Genomic DNA, 23,969 nt, shown 5'->3' with positions numbered 1-23,969 from the left:
CAGAAATTCCTATGTGAGGAGGTCAGGCTATGAAGGGCGACCTTGAGGAGCGCGCGGCCGCGGTGGGACGGTATATTGTGGAGAGCGGCGCAACCGTGCGGGCGGCGGCAGCCGTGTTCGGCGTGAGCAAATCCACGATCTGGAAGGACCAGCATCGGCTGCGCCGCCAGAACCCCGGCTTGTGGGCCGAGGTGCAGGCCGTCGTGCAGAAAAACAAAGCCGAGCGTCACCTGCGCGGCGGCGAGGCCACGCGGCGGAAATATTTGCGCGAACCATCTTGCACCGCGCCGCACGGCACAGTATAATAAAGAAAAAGCCAAAAGGACGGTGTACCTATGAAACGGCAGGATTACATCAGCTGGGACGAATATTTTATGGGCATTGCCATGCTTTCGGCCATGCGGTCGAAGGACAACAACAGCCAGGTCGGCGCTTGTATCGTCAGCCCCGAGAATAAGATTTTGTCTTTGGGCTACAACGGTATGCCCATCGGCTGCAGCGACGACGATATGCCGTGGGAGCGCGAGGGCGAGGATCTGGACACAAAATATATGTATGTCTGCCACTCGGAGCTGAACGCAATTTTGAACAGTCCCAACCACGATTTGCGCGGTTCGCGGATGTATGTGACGCTCTTTCCCTGCAACGAGTGCGCCAAGGCCATCATCCAGAGTGGCATCAAGGAATTGATCTATTTATCGGATAAATATCACGACACGCACGCCAGTATTGCCAGCCGCCGGATGTTCAACATGACCGGCGTGAAATACCGCGCGTATGAGCCCACCGGGCGCGAGATCAAATTGGACGTATAAGGAGCTGTGGATATGAAAACCATCATCATCGGCATTGCAGGCGGCACCGGCAGCGGCAAGACGACCCTGACCGAGAAGCTGCGGGATCATTTCGGTGCGAATGAGGTCAGCGTCATCAACCATGACAGTTACTACAAGCGCCACGACGAACTCCCCTACGAGGAGCGCTGCAAGCTGAACTACGACCACCCGGACAGCTTTGACACGCCGCTGATGGTCGCCCACCTGCGGGAGCTGCGCGCTGGCCACCCGGTGCAGGTGCCGGTGTATGACTACACCATCCACAACCGCAGCGACAAGGTCGTTCTCGTGCAGCCCGCGCCGGTCATCATTGTCGAGGGTATTTTGATCTTCGACTCCCCCGAGTTGTGCGACTTGATGGATATGAAGGTGTTCGTGGACACCGACGCCGATGTGCGCATTCTGCGCCGCATCGTCCGCGACGTCAAGGAGCGCGGCCGCACGCTGGACAGCGTGGTCAACCAGTATTTGACCACCGTCAAGCCGATGCACGAGCAGTTCGTCGAGCCGAGCAAGCGCAAAGCCGATTTGATTGTGCCCGAGGGCGGGCACAACCTGGTGGCACTGGAGCTGCTGATCAAATGGGTGGACAATCATCTGCATAATGCAGAATAAAAAATGAAAAGGCAGGCGCAAAGCAGCGTCTGCCTTTTTAGTTCCTCTTTGATGGGAGTTCCCACCGCAGCGGGTGAGGAGTGGGCCGCAGCCTCGCGGCATAAACAGTCAGCTCCCGGCCGCCGCTCCCCTTCTGGCGCTATGCGCCACCTCCCCCGTATCGGGGGAGGCTGTCCTCAAAGGGGAGGCTTTTACTCGAATTACGCCTTTGCCTGGCTCGGATGCGGGACGGGCGGCATTTTTGTAAACAGGGCTTTCAGCGCCAGCGGTGTGGCGACGCTGGACACAACAATCAGCAGGATGACCGCCGTAAAGTAGACCGGGTCAACGACTCCGACTTCCAGGCCCTTCTGGGCAACAATCAGCGCGACCTCACCGCGGGTCATCATGCCGACACCGACCTTGAGAGCATCGCCCCAATTAAAGCGGCAGATTTTGGCCGCCAGGCCGCAGCCGATAATCTTGGTTGCCAGCGCCACAATGACAAAGCAGACGCAGAACAGGAAGATTTCCGGCGTAAGACCGCTGATATCGGTTTTCAGGCCGATGGACGCAAAGAACACCGGTGCAAAGATGACATAGTTGCTGATGTCCACGCGGCGCTCGACGTAGGAGGCGTCGTTCATCGTGCACAGGACGATGCCCGCAATGTACGCGCCGGTGATATCGGCAATGCCGAAGTACTGCTCGGCAATGTAGGCCATAGCGAAGCAGAACGCCAGGCTGACAACGGTGATGCGCTGGGTGTGGGGGTTGCGGGCGTCCAGCCACTTCATGGCGTAGTGGATGATGACGCCCACACCGATGGCGACAAGGAAGAACAGCACAGTCTGGATCAGCACGCCGCCGATGCCGGTGCCCTCGCCGGAGCTGGCACCCAGCACGCAGGTCAATACGATGATACCGATGACGTCATCAATGACCGCCGCGCTGACGATGGTCGTGCCGAGGAAGCTCTTCAAATGACCAAGCTCCTGCAGCGTTGCCACTGTGATGGAAACGCTGGTGGCTGTCATAATGGTGCCGATGAACAGCGCACGGTAAAACTCCGGGCTGCCCACTGCCGCAAAGCCGTAGAACGCGCCATACAGCAGCGTGCCGCCCACCAGCGGCACAAACACGCCCACGCAGGCGATCAGCGTAGCGATGGGGCCGGCACGCATCAGCTCTTTCAGGTTCGTGCCCAGGCCGGTGGTGAACATCAGCAGCACGACGCCGATTTCGGCGAAGATGGAAATGGAATCGCTGGTCTGTACCAAGTTCAGCAGGCACGGCCCGATGAGCAGACCGGCGATAATCTCGCCCACGACCTGCGGGGCCTTGCACTTGCGGGCGACCAGCGCAAAGAATTTGGCGCTCAGAATAATGATCGCCAGGTCACGAAAAATGGAATACATGAAATATCCTCTCCTTTTGTCCGGGTGAAATCGTGCACCCACAGAAATTGGGAAGTCGTACATCCCCGATGCACGCATTTTTGATCTGCAGGGAGGCGCAATGCCCGGAAGATGTTTCACACCTATATAGTTTTAGCACCTTGCACGGCGGTTTGCAAGAGGATAAAACGTACAAAATATGCAGTTCGAGCGCATATTTTGCGTGCATTTCGCCCATCGGGAAAATTTTCGAGAATTTTCTGCAATTTTTGCTTGACATTTGCCGCACCGATTGCTATAATAGCTCATGCAGTCAGGCGCTGCACAACTGAATATGTGGAAAGATGGCTGAGCTGGTCTAAGGCGCACGACTGGAAATCGTGTAGGGCCCCTAAAGCCCTCAAGGGTTCGAATCCCTTTCTTTCCGCTTATGAACCGCCCTCGTGAGTTTTCATGAGGGCGGTTTTTCTGTTGCCCCTATGCCCCAAGTTCCCTGCCTCCTATCTGCGGCGGGGAATTTTTATTGACATTTTTGGTCTATTGTAGTAGACTATAAGCAAGGACAGGTCTATTGCAATAAACCAGGAAGGAGCTTTTCCTATGCTAAACCATGAACCGCTGCGCCTTGCCGAAGGTGAATACCGTTTTGCCTGCCTTGTGTGGGACCATGAGCCGCTGCCCAGCGGGCAGCTGGTGACGCTGGCCGCCGACGCGCTGGGCTGGAAAAAGAGCACGACCTATACCGTGCTGAAAAAGCTCTGCGAACGGGGCGTTCTGCAAAACGCCGACGGCCAGGTGACGAGCCTTATTAAAAATGAAGATGTCCAGCAGGCCGAGAGTGCCGCCGTGGTGGATAAGACCTTTGGCGGCAGCCTGCCGCGCTTTGTGGCTGCCTTTTTGAACACCCAGCCCATCAGCGACGCCGAGGCCGCCGAGATTCGCGCACTGCTCGACGCCGCCCACCGCGAGGAGGGATAGTTATGCGCAGTACCGTGTTCGCGTTTTTGCTGCTCAGCGCCCGGGGCGGCGCTGCCGCGCTGGCGGCCTGGGCCGTCTGTAAGCTGCTGCGCCGCGCCCACGCGCCCAGCCGCCTTTTGTGCTGGCTGTGGCTTGCCGTGGGGCTGCGGTTCGTGCTGCCCTGGGGCATCCCACTTTCCCTGCCCCGCCCGCAGAACACCCAGCTGGCCGCAGCTGCTGACACCGTGCAGGAGTTAGGCGAACTGCCGCTGGTCGCGCCCCCGCCCGCTGTCTCCGCGCCCGCCGCGGCGCTGCCGTGGTACGCCCGGCTGACGCCCTGGCACGCGCTGGCCGCCGTGTGGGCGGTTGGCGTAGCGGTGCTGGCCGTGCGCGGTATCGTTGGGTACATAAAATTGAAATGCCATGTGGCGCTGGCCTGCAAAACATCGGACGGCTGCTACAGCGGGGCCTGCGTGACTGCGCCGTTTACCTTAGGTATTCTGCGCCCGCGCGTCTACCTGCCCGACGATTTGCAGGGAACCGCCCGGCAGGCCGTGCTGCTGCACGAGCAGACCCACATCCGCCGCCGCGACCCGCTGACCAAGCCGCTGTTCTACGCCGTGGCCTGCCTGCACTGGTTCAACCCGCTGGTCTGGCTGGCGTTTTGCACCTTTGAGCGCGACATGGAGGCGGCCTGCGACGAGGCCGCCGTGCGGGGCCGTCCCCTGCCCGAGCGCAACGCCTACTGTGAGAGCCTTCTGCATTTTGCCGTGCAGGGCCGCAGCATACCGGGCAGCCTGGCTTTCGGCCAGGGCAGCGTGAAGGAGCGCATTGTCCATTTGCTGCATTACCGCCGTTTGGGTGCCGGGGCATTGGCCGTCTGCGCCGCCGTGGTGGGTTTGAGCGTAACGGCCTGCATGGTGCGCCCGCAGGTCGAGGATGCCCCCGCCACCGCTGCGCCGCCCGCCACCGCCGAGACGGCAGAGCCGACCCCCACACCCGCACCGACCAGCGTGCCCGCTGTGGCTGCCGCTGCCCTGCCGACATTGGATAACGCTGCGAACAGCCCGCGCTTTATCTGCCCTGTCAAGTACAAATATATTTCCCGCTTTGCCACGAACGGCCACCGGGGCGACGATCTATGCGCTGCCGAAGGCACCGAAATTTACGCCGCCGCGGACGGTGTTGTGCTGGCCGCGCAGGAGCATTACAGCTGGGGCAATTTTGTCGAGATCGACCACGGCGCCGACGCCAACGGTCTGCGCTGGTCCACGCTGTACGCCCACATGCAGTCCTGCGCCGTGCAGGTCGGGCAGACCGTGACCGCCGGTCAGGTCATCGGGTACGTGGGCAGCACCGGCAATGCTACCGGCAACGCCTGCCATTTTGAGATGCAGGTCAATGGCACGCTGGTGGAGCCGCGGTATTTTACCGCCTACGGCGGCAGCGATGCCGCCGAACTGACACAGGAAAAGGCGGATGAAATCTTGGCCGAGGCCGTGCGCCGTGCCGCTTCCGACCAGGTGACTGCCGCCGATGGAGCCGCCCTTTCCGGCGTGGATCTCTTTACCCTGCCGGTCGCGCCCCCGCCGCAGGTCAGCGGCTATGACCCCGAAAACGGCCACCCCGGCATTGACTTTGCCGCCGAGGAAGGCGCGGAGGTTTACGCCGTTGCCGGTGGCATCGTGACCGCCGCCGACTACGATGTTGAAAAGGGCAACTATGTCGTGCTTGACCACGGCGGCGGGCTGGAAACGGAGTATCAGCACATGAAGTCCCTGCTCGTTTCTGCCGGGCAGTCCGTGGTCCAAGGCCAGGTCTTGGGATATGTGGGCAGCACCGGCAATTCCACCGGGCCTCACCTGCACTTTGAGGCACGGCAGGACGGCGCGCCCGCAGACCTGACCGGGACTGCCCTATTAGCGGAGTAACAAGATGAAATACAGGCACTTCCCCGCCGCTGTATTGGCGGCGGGGCTGCTTTTTTGTACCCTTTTTTCGGGTTTTGACGCCTATGCGGATGATAAAAAGGGCGAATTAACGCAAAACCAGGCCGAAGCGCGGCAGGAATATGAAGCCGAACAGGCAGCCTTAAACGAACTAAAAAGCGCCCAGGCGCAGACCGAGAACGAGGTTGCCGCGCTCACCGGGCAGGCGGCGGAACTGGCGGGGCAAATCACCGACGTGACTGCCGCCGTGCAGGCCGCCCAGACCGAATTGGATGTTCGCCGGGCTGCCGCAGAAGCCGCCGGCACGTCGCTGACTGCCAAGCAGACTGAATATGACGCGCGGCTCGCCTTGTGCAAGGAGCAGCTGCGGGCCATGCAGCGGCTGGACGGCGGCGGGGCGCTGTGGCTGTTGGCGCAGGCGAAAAGCCTGTACCAGGTGCTGACCTTTGACACGGTGCTGCGGCAGATGAGCGCCAAAAACAGCGCCGTACTGGCAGAGCTGGACGCCGAGGCCGCCGCGCTTGAACAGGCCCGCGCCGAAGCCGAGACCGCCGCCCAACAGGCTGCCGACGCGAAAGCGGCGCTGGATGCCCAGCAGGCCGCGCTGCAAGCCACGCAGTGCGAGTTGGAGACGGCGCTTTTGGACGCGAACAGCGCCCTGACCGCGCAGCAGGCCGCCGCCCAGGCCCAGGCCGCCGTGACCGACGCCGCGAAAAAAGCCTACGAGGCTGCCACCGCCGCGCTGGACGCCTACGTGCGGGCGCAGAGCCAGCGCTACACCACGGCAGATTTACACCTGACGAGCCTAGCCTTTCGCTGCCCGCTGGACAGCTATGGGCGCATCACGACCCAGTTCGGCGAGCCTGACCCCTGGGGTATCCCCCACCGGGGCACCGATTTTGCTGCGCCGGGCGGCACACCGATTTACGCCATTGCCGACGGCGTTGTCAGCGCCGCGCGGACCATGAACAGTTACGGCAACTGTGTACAGGTCAGCCACGGCACTGCCAACGACGGCCATTGCTATGACAGCCTGTACGCCCACATGAGCAGCATCGTCGTAGCCCAGGGTGACACCGTGCAGAAGGGTGATCTGCTGGGGTACGTGGGCAATACCGGCAATGTTTACGGCGCAGGCGGCGGGTATCACCTGCATCTGGAATTGCGGGTGGACGGCGGCAGAGTGAATCCGTTAGGGTATGTGCCGACATTGTAGGGAGGCTGTCTGCTTTGACTTTCGGGGATGTTTTATATTTTGTCGGCTTCCATGTCGAATACACCGCCGTGCGGGTCGGGCGCGGAACGGCATTTTGGCTGCGGGAGCTGGCCCGGGCGCTGGTGCAGCTGTTGGCCGTGGTGCTGCGGCCCCCGGTGCGGGCGGCGGCAGATTTCCGTGCAGCGCTCATCCACCCGCACCGCCTTGTCGGCCTGCTGCTGCCGCTGGCGGCGGGGGCGGCGCTGGTTTTCTACGTGCGCACCACACTGGCACAGCCTTTTGTGCTTCGGGTCGAGGTTGGCGGCCAAACCGTCGGCTATCTGCCCGGTGAGCAGGCCTTTGAGGCCGCCCGCGCCGACGTGCAGGCCCGCATCAGCGGCGCGGCGGATTGGGATATCCAGCCCGAGTACACCCTTGTCTGGGGTGCGGGCGTGCAGACGATGACCGAACGCGAGACCGCCGACGCGATTTTGCGAGCGGCGGGCGGCGACATCACCGAAGGCACCGCCGTTTACATCGACGGCACGCTGCGGTACATCACCACCGAGGGCGACCACCTGCGCCGCTGCCTGTACGCCGTGCGCCAGCTCTGGCAGACCGAGGGAGTGCAGACAGACTTCGTCCACCCGCTGCGCCTGGTAGACGGCATCTACCCTGCTGTCGCCGTCACGCCCTACGGCACATTACTGGACGCCCTGCGGGACAGCAGGCTTTTGCAGGTCAAAGTCACCCGGTACGAGACGGTAACAAAAGAGCTGCCCTTTGAGACGCAGACCGTCGAGGACGCTGACCTGGATTTTGGCAAGACCGAGACGGTACAGGCCGGGCAGAGCGGCAGCGAGCAGGTCACAAGCGAAATTGTGACCGTGGACGGCGCGGTCGTCAGCTGCCAGGCCGTGGACGTGCAGCTTTTGCAGGCCCCTGTGCCGGAGATCATCCACCGGGGCACACGGCTGAAAAGCGGCATGATCGGCAAGCTCGGCACCGGCAGCTTTCTCTGGCCTGTGCCGGGGTATTCGGGCATCAGCCGGTGGGCTAATCTACCCTATGGCCACCGCGGGGTGGACATCACCGCGCCCTACGGCACGCCGATTTACGCCGCCGACGCGGGCACGGTCATCGCTGCCCAGTGGCACAATCACCCTACCGCGAGCTGGGGCTATTATGTGGAGATTGACCACGGCAACGGCTACAAGACGCTGTACGGCCACATGTCGTCCTTTGTGGTGCAGACCGGGCAGACCGTGACGAAGGGCCAGCTGATCGGCTACGTGGGGGCGACTGGCACCGCCACCGGCAACCACTGCCATTTTGAAATGTATTATAACAATGCACTGATCAGCGCAAGAAATGTGTTCCCGGATATATAAGGCAATACCGTATAATTCTAAGTGCCGATACGGCGAGCGAGGTGCGGCAGCTGCTAAGCCAAAAGCGCAGATAATACTTTGTGTATTATCGAGCATTTTGGCAACGCAGATGCCGTGCCGCAGCCGCCGGAGCGTTACTTAAGCCGTAAGGCGGGAATTATGCGGTGTTGCCATAAAGATAAATGGCTGCCTGCCGGAACACTGCGGGCGGATGCGAGCATCCGCCCCTACAATTCTACAATTCTTTTGCAAAACACTTTACTTTTTACTTTGTATATGGTAAAATTCTTTCCATAGTAAAGCTACAAAAGCTCTCGTTCAGGTGCAATGACGCACACGAACGGGAGCTTTTTGCCTAAAATGAGGTGTTACCATGGATCACATCGACCGCAAGATCATTGACATATTGCAGCACGACGCGCGTATTCCCCTAAAAGAAATCGCTGACCAGGTATTTTTGTCCAGCCCTGCGGTGTCGGCCCGCATTGCCCGGCTGGAGCATTCCGGCACCATCACCGGCTATCAGGCCCAGGTGGACGCACCCAAGCTGGGCTACATGGTCAAGGCGTTCATCAACTTGGACATGGACCCCCAGCGCAAGCCGGAGTTCTACCCCTATATTGAGAGCTGCGCCCATGTGGTGGAGTGCAACTGCGTCACCGGCGATTACAGTATGCTGATTGAGGTTTTGTTCGGCACGACGCAGGAATTGGACCAGTTCATCAACCACTTGCAGCAGTTTGGCCGCACGCGCACGCAGATCGTGTTCTCGACCCCGGTAGAGCACCGCGGTGTGCCGGTGGCGGAGCCGGAGGAATAAAAAACGCCTTTCTCAATGGGGGGGGGTGAAGCCTTTGGGATATTACAGGTATCCCCCGCTGCGCAGCAGGAATATCCAGCCGGTCAGCGTCAGTGCCGAGAGCAGCGTCGTCAGGGCGATGCAGCTCGACGTCAGCACACCCTCGTGGCCCATGTTTTTGCTCATGACATAGGCGCTGGGAGTCGTGGGGCTGCCCAGCATGATGAGCAGCGCAATCAGTTCCTCGTCGCGGAACCCCAGCGCCACCGCGCAGGGCAGAAATACCGCCGCCAGCCCCACGGTCTTGATAAAGGCCGCCGCCAACGTCGGCCCCAGCTTTTTGATGGCCTTGGCCCCCTCAAACGAGGCACCAATGGACAGCAGCGCCAACGGCGTAGTGACGGAGGCAATATTGTTCAACGTTTTGGTCAGCACTGCGGGCAGCGTGAACGGCAGCAGCGCATAGACCGTGCCGGACACGATACCCAATAAAATCGGGTTGGTGGCCACGCCGCGCAGCAGCTGCTTTGGCGTGGGGATACCGCGCTGCTGCGGGGATTCCAGCATCAAAATCAGCACCGCAAAGATGTTGAACAGCGGCACGCTGCCCAGAATCATCAGCGGGGCCATGCCTGCGTTACCGTAGATGTTCTGGATGAACGCCACGCCCAGCACAGCCGCACTGCTGCGGTAACCCGCCTGCACGAACTCCCCCACCAGCGATTTATCTTTGAGGAACCGCTTTGCCCCTGCCCACACAACAAGGATGCCGATGAACGTTGCGCCAAAGCAGAACAGCACAAACTTCGGCTGGAAGTCGTGCAGGATGTCAACGCTGCCCATATCCAGAAACAGCATGATGGGCAGTGTGATTTTAAAGGTCAGCTTATCCGACGCCCTGCAAAATTCCGGCGGCAGAAAACCCCACTGCCCCAACGCGTACCCCGCCACCATGACCAGAAACACCGGCAGCGTCGCATTCAGGCTGAAAATCAGGTTTTGCATCGTGACATCCTTTCTTTTTGAGAAAAAGAGAACTCCCACAGCGAAACGCTGTGGGAGTTCTCTTGGTGCGGAAGATGGGACTTGAACCCACACGTCATAGACACACGCACCTCAAACGTGCCTGTCTGCCGATTCCAGCACTTCCGCTTATTGCAGTGACTGCGAGAGATATAATAACACAATTCACCCCTAAAAGTCAAGCGTTTTGCGAAAGTTTTATCGGAATACACAGCACTATACACACAAATACCGCCGCCCCGGAAGAGATTCCTCTTCCGGGGCGGCGGTGCGTTTATGGAAGGATAAAGAGAATAGCGGTTTTAGGGGTTACGCGCGGTACTCCGCGGGGAGCTGGTCGATGGTGGCATACTTCTCCATGGCCTCTTCCAGCTTCATGCCGTTTGCCACGGCGTCGCGGCGGCAGGCGTTGATAGCCTGGATTTCCTTCATCTTCTCGCCGGTCAGGCTGTAACCCTTCATGGCGATCAGGGTGGCCGCCCAAGCGACCATCGGGATGACACAGAACAGGACGATGACGACCATATTCATACCGGGGGTGTACGGATCGTACTGGGTCGGCAGGCTCTCCAAGCCGATGAAGCTGACCGCCACACCGACAACGGTGGCGGACAGGCTGGAAACGAGCTTATCCACCAAGCTGAACAGCGTACCCATGATGCCGGGGATGTACTTGCCGGACTGGTACGTTTCGTAGTCAGAGCAGTCGGCGACCATCGGGATGGGCATATCCGCCGTAGCATAGTACGCACCGTAGCCGACGCCGAACAGCAGGATGAACAGAACCGTGTACAGGTTGAGCGCCAGACCGTTTTCACCCATGATGGACAGGGTGAAGCCGTCGCCCTTGCCCCAGAGCATCAGCAGGACAAGCACGCCCACATAGCACACCAGCGCCACGCTGACATAGCGCATCAGGCTGGCTTTCTGACCTTTTTTCTGGCTCGTGCGCACGGTCAGCAGGAAGAACGGAACACTAAAGACGTAACCTAGCACCATCATGGGCAGGTACAGCCCGTCATAGTTGCCCATCATACAGCCGTACAGCATGCACAGGACCGTTGTGTTGGTGGCGATAGACAGCGCCAGCTTGCAGCCCGCACCGGCAACCATCAGGCGCTGCATGGGCTTGTTCTCCTTGATGATCTGGACGTACTCGGAGACCTTGAGCTTTTCGGTCTTTTCGCCGCCGATGCCGAAGTACTTGGGCTGATCCTTTTCCCAGATGCCGATGACGGCCAGCAGGGTGAGCAGAATGGAAATGACGATGCCGACGGGAGCCAGCATACGGAAGAAGCCGGCGGAGCCGTAGCCGCCCTCGTAGTTCTTAGCTAGGATGGGCGCGAAGAACTGCATCGCACCCATGCCCAAGAGAGAACCGACGGTGTTGAAGATGGTGAACAGCGGGCGCTGCTTCGGGTCGTTGGTCAGAACGGTCTGACCGGAGCGGGTGCAGCTGGTCTGGAAGGTGTAGCCAATGACCCAGACTGCGTACAGGCCGACAAAGGCAGCATAGCGGGCCCACATCATCGTGTCGGGAATCAGCGGGGTCACACAGTACAGCGCCAGAATGCTGGCAGCCATGATGAGGTTGCCGATGACCATGAACGGGCGGAACTTGCCGAACTTGCCGTTCGTGCGGTCCATCAGTGCGCCGATGATGGGGTCGGTGACAGCGTCAAACAGACGCATACCGGTGACCATGACGGAGGCAAAGATCATGGACAATGCCAGAACCTTGCTGCCGAAGGTCGCGATGTAGGACAGAACCAGAACGTAATACACGTTCGTGGCACCGTTGTTCAGCGGGAACAAGACCAGCTGATAAGGTTTGGCGCGGTTGACACTCTGCGCCTTTGCGTTTTCGCTCATAGGGTTGCTCCTTGTTGTGGGGGAGAATTTACTCAAAAGTCCCCGCCGGGGCCGGCGGGGAGCTTGCGGGGATTACTGGTTGGTACTGTTGTTGTCAGCGGGGGGCTCGGTGGCAGCGGCAGCCTTGGCAGCCTTGCTTGCCTTGATGCGCTTGACCAGCATGACGATGCACAGGACCGTCAGAACGGCCAGCACAACATCGAGGACGATGAGGGCGGTCTGCCACCACGGGGTGACCTTGACGATCTTGGTATCAGCGGTGAAGCCGTTCATCGCGCAGGAGTTGGCGATGACGTACAGGATGCGGTGGGTGGACTGGCGCATGGCCTGGACGACCTCGGGGCAGTCCTTGTACTGGGTGGTCAGTTCGGTAGTCCACTGTACGTCAGAGGAGTCCCAGCTGTCGGTACCGGCCAGTACGCCGTAAGCAGCGTCGAAGGTGCGCAGGGCAATGCCGCGGGCGGTGAACATCGGGTTACCGGAGAAGTCGGTCAGGACGAAGCCGTCGAAGCCCCACTCATTGCGCAGAACGTTGGTCATCAGGCCGGCATCAGCACCGGACCAGACAGCGCCCACACGGGCAAAAGCGTTCATAACAGCCTTAGCGCCGCCCTCGGTGACGGACATCTCGAAAGGCTTGAGGTAGATCTCACGGATGGACTGCTCGTTTGCCCAGGTGGAGATGCAGCGGCACTTGGTCTCGCTGTCGTTCAGAGCGAAGTGCTTCATGTAAACATAAACGCCCTTGGATTGGATGCCGCTGATCTCAGCAGCAGCGATCTTGCCGGAGAGGAAGCCGTCCTCGGAGTAGTACTCAAAGTTACGGCCGCAGTAAGCGTTGCGGTGGGTATCCATGGCGGGGCCGTAGAGGCCGGAAGCGCCCAGATCCATAACATCGTTGCCGATGCACTTGCCGACTTCTTCCATCAGTTCGGTGTTGAAGGTAGCAGCCATGATGTTCTCATCGCTGTAAGCGCAGTGGTTGGTGGAGATACCGGTCAGAGACTGGGTGAAGCCCTGGGGGCCGTTATCGTCCAGGGTGCTGGGCTTGGAAACGCTCTGCACCATGGCGGTGTTGTGGTAGCCCTGGCCGATCAGCTTAGCCATCTCATCAAAGGTAACCTGGTCGAGCAGCTTGTCCCAATCGGGGTCATCGTAGCTCTTGCCAATCATCATGCCCAGGGTCATGCCGTTGTCGGCACCCATGGTGGGCATAACAGCGTCAGAATCGGGGTCAGCGGTATAGTTGCCGGTCATGTTCAAGTCGGCAATCAGAGCCTCGTTGGCTTCCAGGGTAACGACCTGGGGCCAGGTGCCCTGCCAGTCAGAGCGGGACAGGTAGTTAATGCCGTCCATACCGTAGTAGCTGGGGTCGGCATTGTCGAACTGGTTGGTGATGGCCTCACCGGTGACAGCGGAAACGCTGTAGGTGTCCTTGTCCAGGCTGGCAACATTGTAGTTCCAGGCCATATCGGCGTTGCCGTCGGCGGTCATGCCGTTCTCAACGGTGTAGCCCTTGGCGGCCAGCACGTTGTTGATGGCATCGTGAGAATCGTGGGCAGCGGTCAGGTAGTAGTCACCGGCATCCAGGATGTAGGTCTTGGCACCGTTGGCATCGTATGCAGCCAGTTCGCTGCGGGGCACGTTGACGGTAACGGTCTCGGAAGCACCCGGCTCGAGGATCTCGGTCTTACCGAAGCCGCACAGTTCAACAGCGGCCTTCTCGACCTTGTTCTGCTTATCGTAATCGGTGTAGGGGCTCTGGAAGTAGACCTGCACGACCTCTTTGCCTGCCACGCTGCCGGTGTTCTTGACATCAACGCTGACATTGAAGCTGTCGGTAGCGGCATCATAGCTGGACTTAAAGTTGGACCAGTCGAAGGTGGTGTAGCTCAGGCCATAGCCGAAGGGATAAGCAACATTGGCGTTGTAGTCGTAATCGCCAGCGTTGCCCTGGCCCAGGACAGCGTCCTCATAGCGGGTCTCATAGTAGCGGTAGCCGATGTAGATGCCCTCGCTGTAGACGTTGTAGTACTTGTTGCCGTCCAGCATGAAGTCATACCACTCAGCATTGTTGTCCTCGGTAGCGTTGGCGTACTGGGTGCCGTAGAAGTTAACCAGAGAGGGAGCGGTGCTGTTGTCGTTGCAGTAGGTATCGACCAGGTGGCCGGAGGGGTTGACCTCGCCGGTCAGGATGTCGGCAACGGCGTTCAGGCCCCAGGTGCCGGTGTAGCCAATCCACAGGGCGGCGTCGACGCCGTAGCTGTCATCGGTCAGGAAATCACATTGCATAGCGTTGGTGGAGTTGATCAGGACGATGACCTTATCGAAGTTCTCGCGGGCCATAGCCAGCAGGTCTTTCTCCTCCTGTGTCAGTTGCAGAGCGTCGGTGCCATCGGTAAAGCCATCGATGGGCACATCATACATCTCGCCAGCCAGGCGGGTGATGGTGATGATGGCAGCATCGCCATAGGAGGCAAAGCTGTCCTTGACGGCGTCGGTGTAGACATCCATCGGAACTTCGTTGACATGGTAGTCAGAGCGGACGTTGATGCCGGTAGCATCGGTATCCTTGGAGGGGTTGCGGGGGAACTTGCTGCCTTCGCCGGTCAGGTAGAAATCCCACAGGGTGGGGTTGACTTCCAGGCCGTCGGCCTCCAGGGCTTCCTTCAGGGTGGGAGCCTTGGAGGTGTCGATGTCAGCAGAGCCGGTGCCGCAGGTGGCGATGCCAACGCTGGAGTGGCTCAGGGTAGAGATCTTGCTGCCAGCGGCCAAGGGCAGAGCACCGTTGTTCTTCAACAGGACAGCACCCTCGCCGGTGAGCTGCTCGGCGATCTCCTTGTCGTGAGCTTCGAGATCCTCGACAGAGTCGAAGCCAGTCTCGAAATACTTAACACTGTCATCCTTGCCAACAGTCTTGTTGGTAGAGGTCTTGAGCGCGATGTTGACAGCCTGGGCACTTGCATTGGCCAGGTTGGTGCCGACACAGGCTGCACCGAAAGCCACTGCAGAAACGCCGGTCAAGACGCTCCACAGGACAACGCCGCCGCCCTTCTTCTTGTTCTTTGCCATAAATCTTTCTCCTTCTCCTTGTTTTGTATAAAACAACCGCGGAGTGCAGTGTGTTTCCAAAATTACACCCAGTTTGCGCTGGTGGACTTTTTCTTAGTCAGCTTGTAGTCCGGGTTCGGGGCATCGACCTTGCGGAAAACGGCATCGTCGATGCTGTCCCCTGCCACGGCCTGGACCTTCGTCTCACCGTTCAGCTTGACGCGGAACTTGAAGATGTGCTTCCCTGCCTGCTCGGCCAGCTTTTCGCCGTTGACATACAGCGTCACGTTTTTCTGGTTCGAGTAGACCTTGACCTCGATCTCACTCTGGGTGCGATCCACGAAGCGCTTGGAGCAGATGTGCACGAACGGCTCGTCGCTCCACCACGCCTTATAGATATAGAAGCTGTCCTTCTTGGTCTTGCGGTCGAAGGTGATCAGGCCCTTGTGGTTCATGCCCGGCTCGCCGCCCTGGTCGCGGGCATCGGCAGCGAAATCGTACATATTCCACACATGGGTGGCCCACAGCCATTTGTGGCGGTCGAAGCAGCGCAGCATATACTCGTGGTAGATGGCCTGATACTCTTCGGTGTGGTCGCCGCGGTGCGGGTGGTCGCTGTGCAGGTTGGGCATACCCTCGGCACCGTACTCACTGAAGCCTAGCGGGCGGTTCGGGTAGCAGAGGTGGAAGAAGTCCATCCACAAATCATTCAGGAACAGGCCCGGCACGTACCAGCCCAGGTACAGGTTCCAGCTGACCAGGTCAGTGATGTGGGCCACCGGGTTGAAGGGGCCGCACATCGCATAGCAGGCCAGCGTGGTCAGGCGGGTCTTGTCCATCTCGTGGCAGAGATCATTCAGCACATGATGGTTGTCGCGCATATCGCGGTTGTCCTTAGTGCTGATGGTGATCTCGTTGGAGACGCCCCAGCAGACGATGCAGGCGTGGTTGTAGTTCTGGACGATCAGCTCCTTCATCTGGCTGATCGTGTTCTCGCGGCCGTTGGGCATATGCTCGGAAATATAGGGGATTTCGGCCCAGACGACCATACCGGCTTCATCGCAGCGGTCGTAGAAGTACTGGTCGTGCTGGTAGTGTGCCAGACGGATCGTGTTTGCCCCCAGCTCCTTGATGAACTGCATATCCTCGTCGTGCATCTCCCGCGTGATGGCGTTGCCCAGACCCTTGCGGTCCTGATGGCGGGAGACGCCATGCAGCGGATACGGACGGCCATTGAGGAAAAAGCCCTGCTTGGAGTCAACCGAGAAGCTGCGCACGCCAAAGCGCTGGCCGACCTCGTCCTGCACCTCGCCGTTCAGCACGAGACGAACCACGCAGGTGTAGAGATACGGGTCACGGACACCGTCCCACAGGTGCGGGTGCTCGATCGTGACGGTGGTGTCGCTGCCCTTGCCGGAGACGACCTCGCTGCCGTCAGCCTCGTAAACCGTGAACTCAACCTCACCGTCGCCCTCGGTCCAGCTCTTGACATGGATGTCGGCATTGGATCCGTTGACGGTGGGGGTGATCTGCACGCCCGGGCCGCCGAGGTAATCCAGCGCAAGGTGGTTCTTGTTGACGACCAGCAGCGTCACATCGCGGTAGATGCCGCCGTAGAAGGTGAAGTCAGCCTTCTGGGGGTAAACGCGGTCGTTTTTGCTGTTGTCGACCTCGACGGTCAACTCATTGTTCTCGCCCAATACGGTGGTGATATCCGCACGGAAGGTGGAGTAACCGCCATTGTGGCTGGCGACCTCCACGCCGTTCAGCGTAACTCTTGCGCTGGCATTGACACCCTCGAATTGCAGCCAGACCTGCTGGGCAGCAACATCAAAGGCGGGTGCCGCGAACTGCGTTTTATAGGTGCAGGTGCCGCGCCAATAATCATTGCCGCCGTCCTGACCATCGATGTTGTTCCAGGTGTGCGGCAGATCGACGGCGACGGTCTTGCCGTCAGGGCCGGTGAACTGCCAGTTCTTCATCAGCTTGGTCGTGCTTCGCATTGCGCCCTCCTGTGTTGTTTTTTATCGTATTTGTATTGTAGCGAACTGCTAAATTCTTCGCAATAGGTTTGCGAAAAGTGGTATTTCTGGTGTGATATTCGGTTTTCTGCCCACAAAAAAGCTCACCCCATCTTTGTGCAGCTTGCACAAAGATGGGGTGGAAAATTTTACATTCAGCTCTGGGCGGGCGGTAGTACGATTTTGACTGCAAACAACTCGCCCCGGGGTTCGGTGGCCATGCTGCCGCCGTATTTCTGCACCACGCGGCGGGCCACTTTCAACTCATATCCATGGCGGCGTCCATGGTCAGGCTGGCTTTCCGCCGGGTTGGGACCAATGACATTGATAACGCCAAAGCCCTGCCGTTTGCAGACCAGCAGGTCGATCATACGGTGGTCGGCGTCCCGCTGCTGGGCGGCGGCATCGATGGCCTGATCCAGCAAATTTGAGAACAGCGCGTAAAGGTCGCCGGGTTCCAGCGCCGCCAGGCAGGTGCCGTCGGCCACACAGTTCAGCCGGATATGCTGGGCCTCGCACAATAGGCTCTTCTCGGTCAGGACGACATCCACAACCTCGTTGCCGGTGGCAGCGTTGGCATCGTACATCCGGGCGGCCTGCTCGGCTTCGTCCAGGCTTTGGGCCACAGCTTCATCGGGGTGCAGGCGGCGCAGGTCGGCGATCTGGACCTTCAGCTCATGGCATTTGCGGTTGATGATCTGCACGTTCTGCCGCGCGATTTGGTACTGCTTGCGCTGACGGTCGTACAAAAGGTTCAGCGCGTCCATCTCCTTCTGCATCGCCGATTTTTTGAAAAGCTCAGTCTGCAGATAGAGCAGCGTCAGGCAATACAGCTGGGTCAGCAGCGACGGCGCAACCACCGCCGAAGGCTCCAGCCCAACGCGCAGACTGGTATGCAGCGCAAAAAACTGAAAGACAAACATCACACCCAGCAGCCCCGCACTGCTTAATTGCCGCGGGCCAATGTGATAGATTCCATCCTCCGGCATCGTGCGTGCCACCGTATACCGGATAATGATGCAGCAGATAACGGTAAAGCCCAACTGTCCCAGCAGCATCGGCGTACTGTGCAGCGGCAGATGGCGCATTCCCAGCGCCTGCGCCACCCAAATCAGAACACGCCACAGCTCGTAGGCCGACTCCGACGTCAACACGATCCAAACGCTGCAATAGGCACTGGCTGGCCAGTCCAACAGGGTGCAGAGCCGGGTCGATACCATGGCCCAGGTGAAATAGCCCCCATAAATCACCAGCAGCATTACCGGCTTGGTGTGACCACTGTTTGCCCAGAGTATGACCTGCGCAAACGGCACCGCTGCGATAAAATTGATGATGCTGCGCAGCGCAAAGTTTTCACGCCTTTTCAGCGGCAGCCAGTAGGCCAGCTCTGCGCTGCAAAGGCCAACCGCGCAGACCAGCAATGTCAGAAGTGCATCCACTTACAGCGCACCCCCGACATAGGCGGCCAGCGCCCCCAAAAAGGCCGTGCGCTGGCGGCGGCTGATTTCCAGCCGCTGCTCCCCCACCAGCACCAAATCATCCTGCACGCCCTTGACGTAGCGCAGATTGACAAGGTAGCACTGGTTGCACCGGGCAAAGTGGTAGGCAATCAAATCTTTTTCGGCCTTTTGCAGGCTGCCCCTTACCGACCAGGTATCGGCAGTTGTGTGGTAGTGCAAAAGACGGTCACGGGTCTCCAAATACAAAATATCGTCGGTGTCCAGTAATTGCACCCCGCCGCCGACCTGCAGGGCCACCTGCCCGCCGCGCCGCCGCTGGATGCGCTGCAGGGCGCGTTCCAGCTTGGTGCTGAACTGGTAGTAGCTGACCGGCTTGAGCACGAAATCCAGCGCGTCGACCTCGTACCCGCGGATGGCATACTGGGCCATGTTGGTGACGAAGATCAGCACGACCTCGGGGTCAAGCTGGCGGATGCGCTCGGCCGTGGGCATACCGCCCAGGCGGGGCATCTCAATATCCAGAAAGATGATGTCAAAGCCGGGGCGATACGGCTCCACGATCTGGGAGCCATCCGCGAAGGGGGTCACATCCAGCTTGCGACCGCTCTCCTGCGCGTACTTTGCGATAAACCCGCACAGTTCTTCCCGCACGGCGGTGTTATCCTCGACTACGGCGATCTTTGCCATGGCGCTGTCCCCTTTCCTTTACATATATATGTATTATGACAAGATTTCACCAAAAAAGCAACACCCTTTGGCTGAGAAGGTGTTGCTATTGCTAAATTTTCAGCGATCCGGCTCACAGTCCAGGATCGAGGGGATGTTCTCCCAGCGTTCCGGCTCGCTGTGGTAGCGGTCATGCAGCCAGGCCACCGCGGCGTCCAGCCCCACCTGATTGCCTTCAAACTCCTGCGTTTCGATTTTTTCCTCGGCAGTATGTTCAATGCTCCACGGTCCGGGCCAGACCTGGGCCGTCAGGTACTCGACTTTCTTTTTGCCGCTCTCGTCGCTGGGGTCGGGCTTTTTGCCCGGCGTGATGACATAGCGCATCCCGCCCTCGGCCCCGGAATAGGGGTTACCGTTATGGAACCAGTGGTAAATGGGGAAAGCATCAAGCATGGCGGGCACCTCACAACAAAAAATGTCCTGATGCAAGAGCATCAGGACATTTTGGAGCGGGATACGAGTCTCGAACTCGCCACCTACTGCTTGGGAAGCAGTCACTCTACCGGATGAGCTAATCCCGCATCAGTGACTGCTATTATACCGCAATTCAGGTGGGTTGTCAAGGGGGCGGCGTCCCCGACGCCCCGCGGATGGGCAATCCCTTTATATCATACTGAACAAATCCACCTGGCTGGTCTCGGGCAGATTGCCCAGGGCACCGACGGCGCGGAGCTTGTCAAAGACCGACTGCGCCACACCGCTGGCCTGCTGCAATTCCTCCACCGAGATATACTCTTGGCCGTGCATCGTGGCCTGTTCCAGCGCCACAGCGGCGGCATCGCCCAGGCCGCGGATGGCCGTGAACGGCAGACGGACCTTGCCATCCTCGACCACGTACTTGCTGGCGTAGCTTTTACCCAGTTCAATGGGCAAAAATTCGCAGCCGCGCTGCAGCATCTCGTTTTCCAGCTGCAAACTGACAAGGGCGTCATCGTCCTTGGCGGTGCGTTCGTCTTTTGGGATCTTCTCGTTGTCCTTCAGGTGCTGCTTTGCCACGCGGACGCCGCCAACGGCGGCCTCGTAGTCGATATCCGCGCCGCGCACCGTGAAGTACACCGCGTAGAAGATGGCCGGATGGTAGACCTTGAACCACATCAAGCGGATGGCCGCCATCAGGTAGGCCACGGCGTGGGCCTTGGGGAACATATACTTGATCTTTCGGCAGGATTCGATATACCAGTCGGGCACGTCGTGCTCGCGCATGGCTTCCTCCCAGCCGGGCTTAAAGCCTCCTTTGGCGACCTTGCCTTTACGCACGGCCTCCATAATGTCAAAGGACATCTTCGGTTCCAGGCCCTTGCGCAGCAGGTACAGCATGATACTGTCACGGCAGCCGATAACCTCCGCGATGGTACATGTGCCCGAACGGATAAGTTCGTCGGCGTTGCCGGTCCAGACATCGGTGCCGTGGGACAGGCCGGAAATCTGGATAAGTTCGGAGAAATTCTTCGGCTGTGCATCCAAAAGCATCTGACGCACAAAGTTTGTGCCCATTTCCGGGATGCCGAAGGTGCCGGTTTTGGAGCCGATTTGCTCTTCGGTCACGCCCAGCGCTGCCGGGCTGGTCAGCAGGCTGTACACCTTCTCGTCGTTCATCGGGACCGAGTCGATGGGGATGCCGGAGTATTCCTCAAAGAATTTGTAGAAGGTCGGCACATCGTGGCCCAGCTCATCCAGTTTGAGCAGCGTGTCGTGCAGATATTTAAATTCAAAGTGGGTGGTCAGCAGGCCGCCCTTGACATCGTCCGCCGGGTGCTGGATGGCGCAGAAGTCGTAGATATCAAACGTATCCGGCACGACGACCATGCCGCCGGGGTGCTGGCCGGTCGTGCGCTTGACGCCGGTGCAGCCCATGACAAGGCGGTTTTCCTCGGCACGGTTGACGGTCTTGCCGCGCTCCTCGAGGTACTTTTTGACGTAGCCGTAGGCCGTTTTGTCCTGCAAACCGGAGACGGTGCCCGCCTTAAAGACGTTTTCCTTGCCGAACAGTTCCTCGGTATAGCGGTGGACGTGGGACTGGTACATACCCGAGAAGTTCAGGTCGATATCGGGTTCCTTGTCGCCGTAGAAGCCCAGGAAGGTTTCAAAGGGAATGTCGTGGCCTTCGACGATCATTTTTTTGCCGCAGACCGGGCAGTTTTTGTCGGGCAGGTCGAAGCCGTCAAAGTGGATGCCGTCGTTGATCCACTCGCTGTGCTTGCAGTTGGGGCAGAGATAATGCGGCGGCATCGAGTTGACCTCGGAAATGCCGGAGAAGTGCGCCACAGCCGACGAACCGACGGAACCACGGCTGCCGACCTGGTAGCCGCCCGCATTGGAGTAAGCCACCAGACGCACAGCGATGACGTACAAAACCGCGTAGCCGTGGCCGCAGATGGAATCCAGCTCCTTTTTCAGCCGCTTTTGCAGCACATCGGGCAGCGGGCTGCCGTAGTCGCGGGCCGCGTGTTTCCAGGTGTCGTCGCGCAGTTCCTGCTCGGCGCCCGGGATGCTGGGCGGGTAGGTGCCCTTGGGGATGGCGCGCAGGTTGTTGTCGATGGTGGCGGCGATCTTGTTGGGGTTCGTCACCACAATTTCATACGCCTTTTCCTGCGGCAGGTAGCTGAAATCTTCCAGCATATCGGGCGTGGTGCGGAAGTAGAGCGGGGCCTGGTTGTCGGCGTCCTTGAAGCCGTTGCCGGCCTGCAAAACAGCACGATAGATCCAATCTTCCGGCTCTTGAAAGTGGGAGTCGCCGGTGGCGACGACCGGCTTATGCAGGTCCTCGCCCAGTTTTATGACGGTGCGGTTGAAGTTCTTGATGGCTTCGATGGAATCCACCTGACCGTTGCGAACCATGAACTCATTGTTGCCAAGCGGCTGCACCTCAAGGTAATCGTAGTAATCGGCGATGCGCAGCAGCTGCTCATAGGGCTGGCCCGCCACAATGGCGCGGTACAGCTCGCCCGCTTCGCAGGCGGGCGAAAGCAGCAGACCCTCGCGATACTGGTTCAAAAGACTGCGGGGCACGCGGGGCTTTTTGAAGAAATACTGGGTGTGCGCCGCGCTGACAATGCGGTAGAGGTTTTTGAGGCCCACCTGGTTTTGCACGAGGATAATCAGGTGGTAGTATTTCTTTTTCAGCACCTCTTTATTGCCGCCGAGACCGGTGTTGATGGCCTCCACCGTGTGGATGTCCTTCTCCTGCAAGTCGGTCAGCATGACCTCAAAGATGCGGGCCAGCGCCATGGCATCATCGACAGCGCGGTGATGGTTGAAGGGCGGGATCTCCAGATGTTTGTTGATGGTGTCCAGCTTATAGTTGCGCAGGCCCGGGAACAGCGCCTGGCCCATGGGCAGCGTGTCGATATAGGTATTCTCGTCCCAGCTGACACCCGCCTTCTCCCCCGCTTTGCGGATGAACAGCATATCAAAGCTGTGGGCGTTGTGGGCAACGAGGATATTATCCCCGCAGAACTCCTTGAAGGCGCGGATGGCTTCCTCCGGCGTGGGGGCGTCGGCGACCATGGCGTCATTGATGCCGGTCAGGTCAACGACCTTCTGCGGGATGGGCTTGCCGGGGTTGACGAAGGTGCAGAACTTCTTTTCTTCGTTGATCTTACCGTTTTCCACAAAGACCGCGCCGATCTCAGTCAGCCGTTCGGTGTTGGAATCAAGGCCGGTCGTCTCGGTATCGAACACGACAAACGAGCCGGACAGCGGCATCTGTGCCCCGCCGTAAACGGCGGGGATCATATCGTCAACAAAGTAGGCCTCGCAGCCGTAAATCAGCTTGAAGTTCGGGTCCGTCTCGTGGATGGCGTCGGTGGCAAGCATGGCCTCGGGGTAGCCCTGGCAGACGCCGTGGTCAGTGATGGCGATAGCGCGGTGGCCCATGCGGTGGGCCAGGCGGACAATTTTGCCCGGGTCGTTGAAGCCGTCCATTGAGCTGGACTTGGTATGCAGGTGCAGCTCGACGCGCTTTTCGCCGTCGGGGGCAGTGTCCTGGCGCTGCTGGCGTTCAACCTGCAGGACGTCGTAGGGCAGGATGACAAAGTCGTGCTCGTACTTATCGTACATATAGTTGCCGCGCACGATCAGGGTGGTGCCGGGCTTGAGGTTCTCCCACTTGGACATATCGGCGTCCTCGTCGCCCAGGACTTTCAGGTTGACGGAGCCGGAGTAGTCGGTGATGGAGGTAAAGTAGATTTTGCGGCGGCTGCCCTTGACCTCGGTGGCGAAGACATCGCCCCAGACTGTGACCTTACCGCCATCGCCCAGATCGTTCAGATGGCGGATGTCGGCAGGCTTGAAGGTCTTGCCGTAGAACAGCTTGACCGGCTTGTTCGTGAGGGCCAGTCCCTCGATCGTAAAATCGGGCGGCGTCTCCTTGGCCTCGAACTTGACGGCGGGGACTTTCTCCTGCAAGTACTGTTCAAATTCTTCTTCCGTGCGCGCCTTTCCGCTGTTGGCAAGGCGCACGATGGGCAGCGAACCGGTGCGTTCCTGGATGAGTTCGGCCAGCACGCGGGGCAGCTCGACGCTTTCCAGGATCGGGCGGCCCGCGTTGACATGGATGGTGATGCCGTCGTCGCCGAAGGTGACAGGCTCGGTCTTATCCAAAAAGCCGTTGACCGGCATCCCCTGCCCCTTCAGTTCCTCGATCATCAGACGCACGGCCTCGGGGGTGATATTCGGGTAAGCAAAGTAGCTGCGAAC

Annotated in this window: 17 protein-coding genes and 3 tRNA genes; 9 read left to right on the top strand and 11 right to left on the bottom strand. The window is 59.5% G+C overall.

Annotated elements, in window-relative coordinates; all coding sequences use genetic code 11:
- Positions 1–29: 29 nt before the first annotated feature.
- From GPK89_RS07360 to udk, 3 genes are read left to right on the top strand one after another with little or no spacing between them, the layout of a single operon-like run.
- Complete coding sequence (locus GPK89_RS07360) at positions 30–305, top strand: sporulation transcriptional regulator SpoIIID (RefSeq protein ID WP_215692237.1); 276 nt, start codon at positions 30–32, stop codon at positions 303–305.
- Positions 306–335: 30 nt separating this feature from the next.
- Positions 336–815 carry a deoxycytidylate deaminase gene (locus GPK89_RS07355; RefSeq protein ID WP_215692236.1) on the top strand — a complete coding sequence of 160 codons (480 nt, stop codon included), beginning with the start codon at positions 336–338 and terminating at the stop codon, positions 813–815.
- A 12-nt stretch (positions 816–827) separates the two neighbouring features.
- The gene (gene udk / locus GPK89_RS07350; protein WP_215692235.1) at positions 828–1,451 is read left to right on the top strand and encodes a uridine kinase; all 624 of its coding nucleotides are present in this window, start codon (positions 828–830) and stop codon (positions 1,449–1,451) included.
- Between the two features lie 200 nt (positions 1,452–1,651).
- Here the strand turns inward: udk and GPK89_RS07345 are convergent, their stop codons facing one another.
- The gene (locus GPK89_RS07345) at positions 1,652–2,848 is read right to left on the bottom strand and encodes a cation:proton antiporter (protein WP_215692234.1); all 1,197 of its coding nucleotides are present in this window, start codon (positions 2,846–2,848) and stop codon (positions 1,652–1,654) included.
- Positions 2,849–3,165: 317 nt separating this feature from the next.
- Here GPK89_RS07345 and GPK89_RS07340 point away from each other — a divergent pair.
- The 6 genes from GPK89_RS07340 (at position 3,166) to GPK89_RS07315 (ending at position 9,139) form a co-directional block, all read left to right on the top strand.
- Positions 3,166–3,254, top strand: a tRNA-Ser gene (locus tag GPK89_RS07340).
- A 173-nt stretch (positions 3,255–3,427) separates the two neighbouring features.
- Complete coding sequence (locus tag GPK89_RS07335; protein ID WP_215692233.1) at positions 3,428–3,805, top strand: BlaI/MecI/CopY family transcriptional regulator; 378 nt, start codon at positions 3,428–3,430, stop codon at positions 3,803–3,805.
- A 2-nt stretch (positions 3,806–3,807) separates the two neighbouring features.
- Entirely contained in the window at positions 3,808–5,715 is a 1,908-nt protein-coding gene (locus GPK89_RS07330; protein ID WP_215692232.1) for a M23/M56 family metallopeptidase, read from the top strand.
- A 4-nt stretch (positions 5,716–5,719) separates the two neighbouring features.
- Positions 5,720–6,949 carry a murein hydrolase activator EnvC family protein gene (locus tag GPK89_RS07325; protein WP_215692231.1) on the top strand — a complete coding sequence of 410 codons (1,230 nt, stop codon included), beginning with the start codon at positions 5,720–5,722 and terminating at the stop codon, positions 6,947–6,949.
- Positions 6,950–6,963: 14 nt separating this feature from the next.
- A complete protein-coding gene (locus GPK89_RS07320) occupies positions 6,964–8,319 on the top strand; it encodes a M23 family metallopeptidase (protein WP_215692230.1) in 1,356 nt (451 codons plus the stop codon).
- Between the two features lie 373 nt (positions 8,320–8,692).
- Positions 8,693–9,139 (top strand): Lrp/AsnC family transcriptional regulator, encoded by a 447-nt coding sequence (locus tag GPK89_RS07315; protein ID WP_215692229.1) that lies wholly within the window; start codon positions 8,693–8,695, stop codon positions 9,137–9,139.
- Between the two features lie 42 nt (positions 9,140–9,181).
- Here the strand turns inward: GPK89_RS07315 and GPK89_RS07310 are convergent, their stop codons facing one another.
- The 10 genes from GPK89_RS07310 to GPK89_RS07265 form a co-directional block, all read right to left on the bottom strand.
- Positions 9,182–10,123, bottom strand: coding sequence for an AEC family transporter (locus tag GPK89_RS07310; protein ID WP_215692228.1), 942 nt, complete (start codon positions 10,121–10,123; stop codon positions 9,182–9,184).
- A gap of 63 nt (positions 10,124–10,186) precedes the next feature.
- A tRNA-Leu gene (locus GPK89_RS07305) sits at positions 10,187–10,270 on the bottom strand.
- Between the two features lie 180 nt (positions 10,271–10,450).
- Complete coding sequence (locus tag GPK89_RS07300) at positions 10,451–12,013, bottom strand: MFS transporter (RefSeq protein ID WP_215692227.1); 1,563 nt, start codon at positions 12,011–12,013, stop codon at positions 10,451–10,453.
- Positions 12,014–12,085: 72 nt separating this feature from the next.
- Positions 12,086–15,085 (bottom strand): glycoside hydrolase family 3 N-terminal domain-containing protein, encoded by a 3,000-nt coding sequence (locus tag GPK89_RS07295; RefSeq protein WP_215692226.1) that lies wholly within the window; start codon positions 15,083–15,085, stop codon positions 12,086–12,088.
- A 62-nt stretch (positions 15,086–15,147) separates the two neighbouring features.
- Positions 15,148–17,067 carry a glycoside hydrolase family 2 protein gene (locus GPK89_RS07290; protein WP_215692225.1) on the bottom strand — a complete coding sequence of 640 codons (1,920 nt, stop codon included), beginning with the start codon at positions 17,065–17,067 and terminating at the stop codon, positions 15,148–15,150.
- A gap of 173 nt (positions 17,068–17,240) precedes the next feature.
- Positions 17,241–18,524 carry an ATP-binding protein gene (locus GPK89_RS16595; RefSeq protein ID WP_215692224.1) on the bottom strand — a complete coding sequence of 428 codons (1,284 nt, stop codon included), beginning with the start codon at positions 18,522–18,524 and terminating at the stop codon, positions 17,241–17,243.
- Positions 18,525–19,232: a LytR/AlgR family response regulator transcription factor gene (locus GPK89_RS07280; protein WP_215692223.1), complete on the bottom strand. Its 708-nt coding sequence runs from the start codon at positions 19,230–19,232 to the stop codon at positions 18,525–18,527.
- A 99-nt stretch (positions 19,233–19,331) separates the two neighbouring features.
- The gene (locus GPK89_RS07275; RefSeq protein WP_215692222.1) at positions 19,332–19,664 is read right to left on the bottom strand and encodes a hypothetical protein; all 333 of its coding nucleotides are present in this window, start codon (positions 19,662–19,664) and stop codon (positions 19,332–19,334) included.
- Between the two features lie 52 nt (positions 19,665–19,716).
- Positions 19,717–19,792: transfer RNA gene (locus tag GPK89_RS07270), tRNA-Gly, on the bottom strand.
- Between the two features lie 82 nt (positions 19,793–19,874).
- Entirely contained in the window at positions 19,875–23,918 is a 4,044-nt protein-coding gene (locus GPK89_RS07265; protein ID WP_430750600.1) for a PolC-type DNA polymerase III, read from the bottom strand.
- Positions 23,919–23,969: the final 51 nt, after the last annotated feature.

The organism is Gemmiger formicilis (genome assembly GCF_018784445.1).
Lineage (GTDB): Bacteria > Bacillota > Clostridia > Oscillospirales > Ruminococcaceae > Gemmiger.
Note: the sequence above shows the minus strand (reverse complement) of the source record. Positions and strands in the feature narration are given on the sequence as shown.